The organism is Streptomyces sp. NH27 (assembly GCF_056859195.1).
In genome coordinates this window covers 1-6227 of record NZ_JACEGK010000475.1, presented here as the reverse complement: position 1 = coordinate 6227, position 6227 = coordinate 1, and the positions used below count along the sequence as shown (strand labels likewise).

The 6227-nt window shown below is 74.5% G+C and carries 6 protein-coding genes; 3 read left to right on the top strand and 3 right to left on the bottom strand.

All coding sequences use genetic code 11. The features are described 5' to 3' along the window. Positions 1 to 261: 261 nt before the first annotated feature. From AC13HU_RS29655 to AC13HU_RS29645, 3 genes are all read right to left on the bottom strand, one after another. A complete protein-coding gene (locus tag AC13HU_RS29655) occupies positions 262 to 492 on the bottom strand; it encodes a DUF3107 domain-containing protein (RefSeq protein ID WP_483045053.1) in 231 nt (76 codons plus the stop codon). A gap of 191 nt (positions 493 to 683) precedes the next feature. After that, a complete protein-coding gene (locus AC13HU_RS29650; protein WP_483045052.1) occupies positions 684 to 1358 on the bottom strand; it encodes a TetR/AcrR family transcriptional regulator in 675 nt (224 codons plus the stop codon). A 192-nt stretch (positions 1359 to 1550) separates the two neighbouring features. Next, complete coding sequence (locus AC13HU_RS29645) at positions 1551 to 1901, bottom strand: hypothetical protein (RefSeq protein ID WP_483045051.1); 351 nt, start codon at positions 1899 to 1901, stop codon at positions 1551 to 1553. 166 nt (positions 1902 to 2067) lie between these two features. On the opposite strand from AC13HU_RS29645, the gene AC13HU_RS29640 reads away from it, so the two are divergent. From AC13HU_RS29640 to AC13HU_RS29630, 3 genes are all read left to right on the top strand, one after another. Beyond that, entirely contained in the window at positions 2068 to 3117 is a 1050-nt protein-coding gene (locus tag AC13HU_RS29640; RefSeq protein WP_483045050.1) for an alpha/beta fold hydrolase, read from the top strand. 8 nt (positions 3118 to 3125) lie between these two features. Further along, the gene (locus AC13HU_RS29635) at positions 3126 to 4613 is read left to right on the top strand and encodes a DUF3152 domain-containing protein (protein WP_483045049.1); all 1488 of its coding nucleotides are present in this window, start codon (positions 3126 to 3128) and stop codon (positions 4611 to 4613) included. Positions 4614 to 4828: 215 nt separating this feature from the next. Beyond that, the coding region (locus AC13HU_RS29630; RefSeq protein ID WP_483045048.1) for a DUF3492 domain-containing protein at positions 4829 to 6227 on the top strand (1399 nt) is incomplete at its 3' end.

Here is a 6227-nt window from a genome sequence, read left to right as displayed (position 1 = left end):
ACATAGGAGTTGGCGGCGACGGGCGTCGGTGCGATCGCCAACCCCCGGTAGCGGCCGGCGCCCCGCCGCCCCGGCCGGCCCCGGCCCGCGATCCGTCCGAACCCGGCCCGGCGGCCGTCGGCGGCCCCCACCCCCCCAGCCCGTCGGGAGGCGGTCCACCGCTCGGGCCCGCTCCGGTCCGCTCGGGCAGGTGACGGGGGGAAGGCACGAAGCCGCGCCCCCGGGTGGGGGCGCGGCTTCAGGGAGTGCGGCGGGGCGCGGTCAGAGCGCGGCGCCGAAGCCGACGCGGCGGGTCGCGGGCTCGCCGATCTCCACGTAGGCGAGGCGGTCGGCGGGGATCAGGACCTTGCGGCCGTGCTCGTCCGCCAGGCTCAGCAGCTTGCTGGTGCCGGACAGCGCTTCGGCGACGGCCGCTTCCACCTCGGCCGCCGACTGCGCGCTCTCGATGTTGATCTCGCGCGGCGCGTGCTGCACGCCGATCTTGACCTCCACGGCTTGGATACCTCCGATGGTCGGGCGGTGTGCGCGGTCGAATCGCGCCGTACGCAGCAAAGACTAGCCCCGCCTGACCGGCGGCACCTGCACGGCGAAAACGCCGTGAGCGAACAGTCGCGGGGCGGCGCGGGAAGAGCGCGTGAGGGGCCGGACGGCACGGTCCGGCCCCTCACGTCGTGGAATGAGTGTCAGCGCGCGTCCTCGGACCCCTGCTCGGGCCGGTGCTCGCCTTCGGCGCCGTGCAGCGGGAAACCGGCGATGCCGCGCCAGGCGAGCGAGGTCAGCAGCTGGACCGCGGTGTCGCGGGGTACCTCGCTGCCGCTGGCCAGCCAGTAGCGGGCCACCACCTGGGAGACGCCGCCGAGGCCGACCGCGAGCAGCATGGACTGCTCGGTGGGCAGCCCGGTGTCCTCGGCGATGACCTCGCTGATCGCCTCGGCGCACTGGAGCGCGACCTTGTCGACCCGCTCCCGCACCGCGGGCTCGTTGGTCAGGTCGGACTCGAAGACCAGCCGGAAGGCGCCGCCCTCGCCCTCGACGTAGGCGAAGTACGCGTCCATCGTCGCCTCGACGCGCTTCTTGTTGTCCGAGGTGGACGCCAGCGCCGTACGCACCGACTTGAGAAGCGACTCGCAGTGCTGGTCGAGCAGCGCGAGGTAGAGCTCGAGTTTGCCGGGGAAGTGCTGGTAGAGCACCGGCTTGCTGACCCCGGCCCGCTCGGCGATGTCGTCCATGGCGGCGGAGTGGTAGCCCTGTGCGACGAACACCTCCTGGGCCGCGCCCAGCAGCTGCTCGCGCCGGGCCCTGCGGGGCAGGCGGGTGCCACGCGGCCGTGCCGCCTGAGTCTGCTCGATGGCTGTCACGCCGCCTCCCAGTTCTGGTGGTGAAGGTACGGATGAGCACCGCGATGGCCATCGTACTTTTCAGTAACGACCCTGCGCGCCGTGCGGACGGACATTCTCACTTCCTGGGACCTGCGGGCGGAAGCCGCGACGGGTCCCGCGGGTGTCCGGCCGCCCCGCCGCGGTCGCCGGTACGGGCCGGGGCGGGCACCGTCAGCGGTAGTCGTCCTCGTCGCGGGTGACCGTACGACGCTGCTCGGCCGCGTCCACCGGGTCGGCCTCGGTGGCCTGGTCGGCGGGGCGGGCGGTGATCTGCTCGTCGCGCTGCTGGAGAAGTTCGGTGTGCTGCTCGGCGGTGTCCGCCTCGGGTGCTTCCAGGCCGAGGCCGTCGGTGTTCCGAGCGGCCTCGGCGGCCTCCGCCTCGTCCATCTCGCCGATCCCGTCCCGCTCGTCCCTCTCGTCCGTCGCGTCGGACTCGTCCGGCTCGGCGAGCCGGCCGGCGGCGCCCGTCCCCCCGGCGGCGCCCTTCGGGGTGCTACCGGTCCTGCCGGTCTGGTCGGACATTGCCCCTCCTTGTGCCGGAACGCGCGCTTCCCCCACCTTCGAGCCTAGGAGCAGGCGCGCGCATGTGCAGTGCGGGATGGCGGCTTTCCGCCCCTGCCTGTCACTTCCGACCGCTTGTGGCGGCGAACACGCGGGCATTGACGTGATCGTCTCGTAATATTGCCGCATGCCCTCGAGTGATCATCCCCGCGCGGCCGTGGCACCGGCGGCCGTACCACCGGAGGGGCCGCATCTGGCGGCCGGTGAGAAGGTGCGGACCGTGGGGCTGCCCGGGCTCAGCCTGGTGGTCCGGTCGCGTGCCGAAGGCGCCCCGGAGCCCGCGCTGTGCGTGCACGGCCTAGGCGGCTCGTCGCAGAACTGGTCCGCGCTGATGGCCCGGCTCGCCGACGTGGTCACCGCGGAAGCCCCGGACCTGCCCGGATTCGGCCATTCCCCGCCGCCGGACGACGGCAACTACTCGATTCCCGGGCACGCCAGGGCCGTGATCCGGCTGCTGGACGCGGACGGGCGCGGCCCGGTCCACCTGTTCGGCAACTCCATGGGCGGCGCGGTCGCGGTCAAGGTCGCCGCCGCCCGGCCCGATCTGGTGCGCACCCTCACCCTGATCTCGCCCGCGCTCCCGGAGCTCCCGCCGCAGACCACCGCCTGGCCCACCGCGCTCGCCGCGGCCCCCGGCGCGATCCGGCTCTACAGCCGGCTGACCCGGGACTGGACCCCGGAGCGCCGCACCGCCGCCCTGCTGTCGCTCTGCTACGGCGACCCGGGGGTGGTCGACGCGCAGGCCCGCGAGAACGCCGCGGTCGAGTACGACCGGCGGCTGGGCCTGCCGTACTTCTGGGACTCGATGGTCCGCTCCACCCGCGGGATCGTCGACGCCTACACGCTCGGCGGGCAGCACGCGCTGTGGCGCCAGGCGGAGCGGGTGCTCGCGCCGACCTTGCTGGTCTACGGCGGGCGCGACAAGCTGGTGTCGGTGAAGTCCGCCCGCCGCGCGGCCCGCGCCTTCCGCGATCGGCGGTTGCTGATCATTCCCGGCAGCGGGCACGTGGCGATGATGGAGCACCCGGTGCTGGTCGACCGGGCCTTCCGTGACCTGCTGTCCGACGTCGCCGCGCGCGAGCACGACACCGGCGGTCCGCGGTGGCTCGACGGCCCGGCGGGTGCGGGCATGGGCATGGGCACGGGTCCGAGTACCGACGCGGCGACCAGGAGCTGATCGAGGGCGTGGGGAAACACAGCGCGACAGACGGGCAGGACGACCGGGACAGCCAGGAGCACCGGGACAGCCAGGATCCCTGGAACCAGCGGATACCCGACTCCGGCGGCTTCGTGAGCGGCGGCCCGATCCCCCCGGCCACCCCCGGCACCGGACGGCGTCGCCGCGGCCCCGCCGAGGACGGCGACTACTTCGCGCCGCTGATGCCGTACGACCCGGACGACCCGCAAGAACCCCGCAGTCCGGCCGCGCCGCTGATGCCGTACGACCCGGACGACGCGCCCGGCTTCCACCCCGAGCACTCCGATCGGCCTGAGCACCCCGATCACCCCGAGCACCCCGAGCACAATGCCTGGGGCACTCCCGGCGCCTGGTCGGCCGCCCGGTCCGGCCGTCGCGACCTGCCGTTCGACCCGGTCGAGGAGTGGGCCGCGGACTGGGCGCCGTACGACACCGCGTCCGCGCTCAGCTCGCCCGCCGCCCACGGTTCGCTTCCCCGGCACGGCCAGGTGGGGCGCGTGATGCCGCGGCCCCGGCAGGAGTTCGTGGACGCCTTCGACGAGCCGCCGCCCCCGCGCCTCGCGTCGCACTCGCCGCCCGGCACCGCCACGCCCGGCGCCGACGGCGGCAGCGGCACCACCGGCAGCACCGGCTCCGCCACCCCCGCCGCAGCCGGCAGCCCCGGCGCCGGCAGCCGCGGCAGGACCCGCGCCCTCACCGGTGTCGTCGCCGCCACCGCGCTGGCCGCGATCGCGGTGCTGGCCGGCACCCAACTGCACCGCGGCCACCACCGCCCCGAGGACGACGCCGCCTCGAGCGGCGACTCCGGCCCGTCGGCGGAAGAAGGGCCCGCGGCGCCGTCCACCGTGCCCGCGGCGCCCGCCACCGCCACCCCCGCCTCGCACGACGAGCAGATGGCCAGGCAGTATCCGCTGGACCCGCACCTCAGCCTCTCCGGCGCCTTCACCACCGTGTCGGGTCACCAGGCCGCGCCCGGCAAGGGCAAGGTGATGCGCTTCCGGGTCGACGTCGAGAAGGGACTGGACCTCGACCCCCGGCTCTTCTCCGACGCCGTCTTCACCACCCTGAACGACCACCGCAGTTGGGGTCACGGCGGCACGATGACCTTCGAACGGGTCTCCTCCGGCCCCGCCGACATCGTCGTCACCCTCGCCAGCCCCGGCACCACCGCCAAGTGGTGCGCGAAGTCCGGCCTCGACACCACGGTCGACAACGTTTCCTGCGACGCCGCGTCCACCCCGCGCACCATGATCAACGCGTATCGCTGGGCCCAGGGAGCCGCCACCTACGGCCCGGCCCGTATGCACGCCTACCGCCAGATGCTGGTCAACCACGAGATCGGCCACCGTCTCGGCCACAACCACGTCGGCTGCCCCCGCCAGGGCGCGCCCGCCCCGGTGATGATGCAGCAGACCAAGTTCCTGTCCCTCGACGGCGGGCCCACCTGCGCCCCCAACCCCTGGCCGTTCCCGTAGCCGACGGCGCGAAAGCCGGGTAAACGGCGATCGTGCGCGGAAGTTACGCCCCTTCACCCCTTTTGGTGGCAGCACGGACAACCGTCCGCCGAAGCACCGTTGTCCCGGCATAGCGTGCTTCGCGCCGGACGGGCACAGCCGTCGCACCATCGAACCGCGCAGCACCCCGACCCGGCAGCGACCGTACATCCGGCACGCCGAGAGGGGGCGCACTCGTGCGCATCGCACTGCTCACCGAGGGTGGTTACCCGTATGCGCGAGGTGAAGGAGGTGCGTGGTGCGACCGCCTGGTGCGCGGTCTCGCGCACCACGAATTCGATGTGTACGCGCTCAGCAGATCGCCGCGGACCGAGGCCGGGGGCCGGGTGGAGCCGCCCCCGCCGGTCAAGCGGGTCAGGGCCGAGCGGCTGTGGGGCGAGCCGCCGGCCCCGGTGCGCAGCGGCGGCCGGGCCGAACGGAAGGCCAGGCGGGCCGCGTTCCGCTGGCACTTCGGGGACCTGGCCGCCGCGCTCGCGGGCGCCGCGGACCGCACCGACCGGCGCCGCCCGGCGCGCGGCCGCGACCGTGCCGACCGGTTCGCCGCGGGGCTGTACGGCCTCGCCGAACTGGCCGCGGAGCACGGCGGACTGCCCGAGCTGATCCGGAGCGAGGACGCCCTCACCGCCCTGGAGACGGCCTGCCACGCACCCGGCGTACGCCCCCTGCTCGGGGACATCGGCGTCACCGAACTCCTCGCGGTGGCCGCACTGCTGGAACACCAGCTGCGCCCGCTGTCGCTGCCCTGGTACGGCCCCGGCGAGCTGGGGTCGGCCGACGTGTGCCATGCCGTCTCCGGCGGCCCCGCCACCTTGCCCGGGCTGCTGGCCAAACGCTTCTGCGGCACGCCGCTGATCGTCACCGAGTACACGGTGCGGGTACGGGAGGCGCTGCTCGCGCACCGCGCGGCCGGGCTGACCCCGGCGGTACGCGTCCTGCTCGGCGACTACCACCGGCTGCTGGCCGGCGAGTCCTACCGGCAGGCCGCGCTCATCACGCCCGGCTCGACCCATGTGCGCCGCTGGCAGGAGCAGTGCGGCGCGGCCGCCGACCGTATCCGCACCGTCCACCCGGGCATCGACGCCGGGCGCTTCGCCCGGGCGGGAGAGGAGTCCGAGGAGGAGGCGCGGCGGCCCGCCGTGCGGGCCGAGCCCACGGTCGTCTGGGTGGGGCGGGCCGACCCCGCGAAGGACCTGATCGCGCTGCTGCACGCCTTCCACGCGATACGCGCGCAGCAGCCACAGGCCCGGCTGCGGGTCTTCCACGCCCCCGTCACCGACGAGCGCTGCGCCGGGTACCTCGGGCACTGCCGGAGCCTGGCCGCGCAGCTCTTCCCCGACGAGGCGGCCCACCCGCACGCCGTCGGCGAGAGCCCGGTCACCTTCGAGGAGATCGGGTCCCCTGGTGCGCCCGAACCCGCGGACGCCTACGCGGCGGGCGACGTGGTGCTGCTCAGCAGCAGCGCGGAGGGCTTCCCGCTCAACCTGGTCGAGGCGATGTTCTGCGGTCGCCCGACGGTCTCCACGGACGTCGGCGCCGTACGCGAAGTGATCGGCGGCACCGGGCTGATCGTCCCCC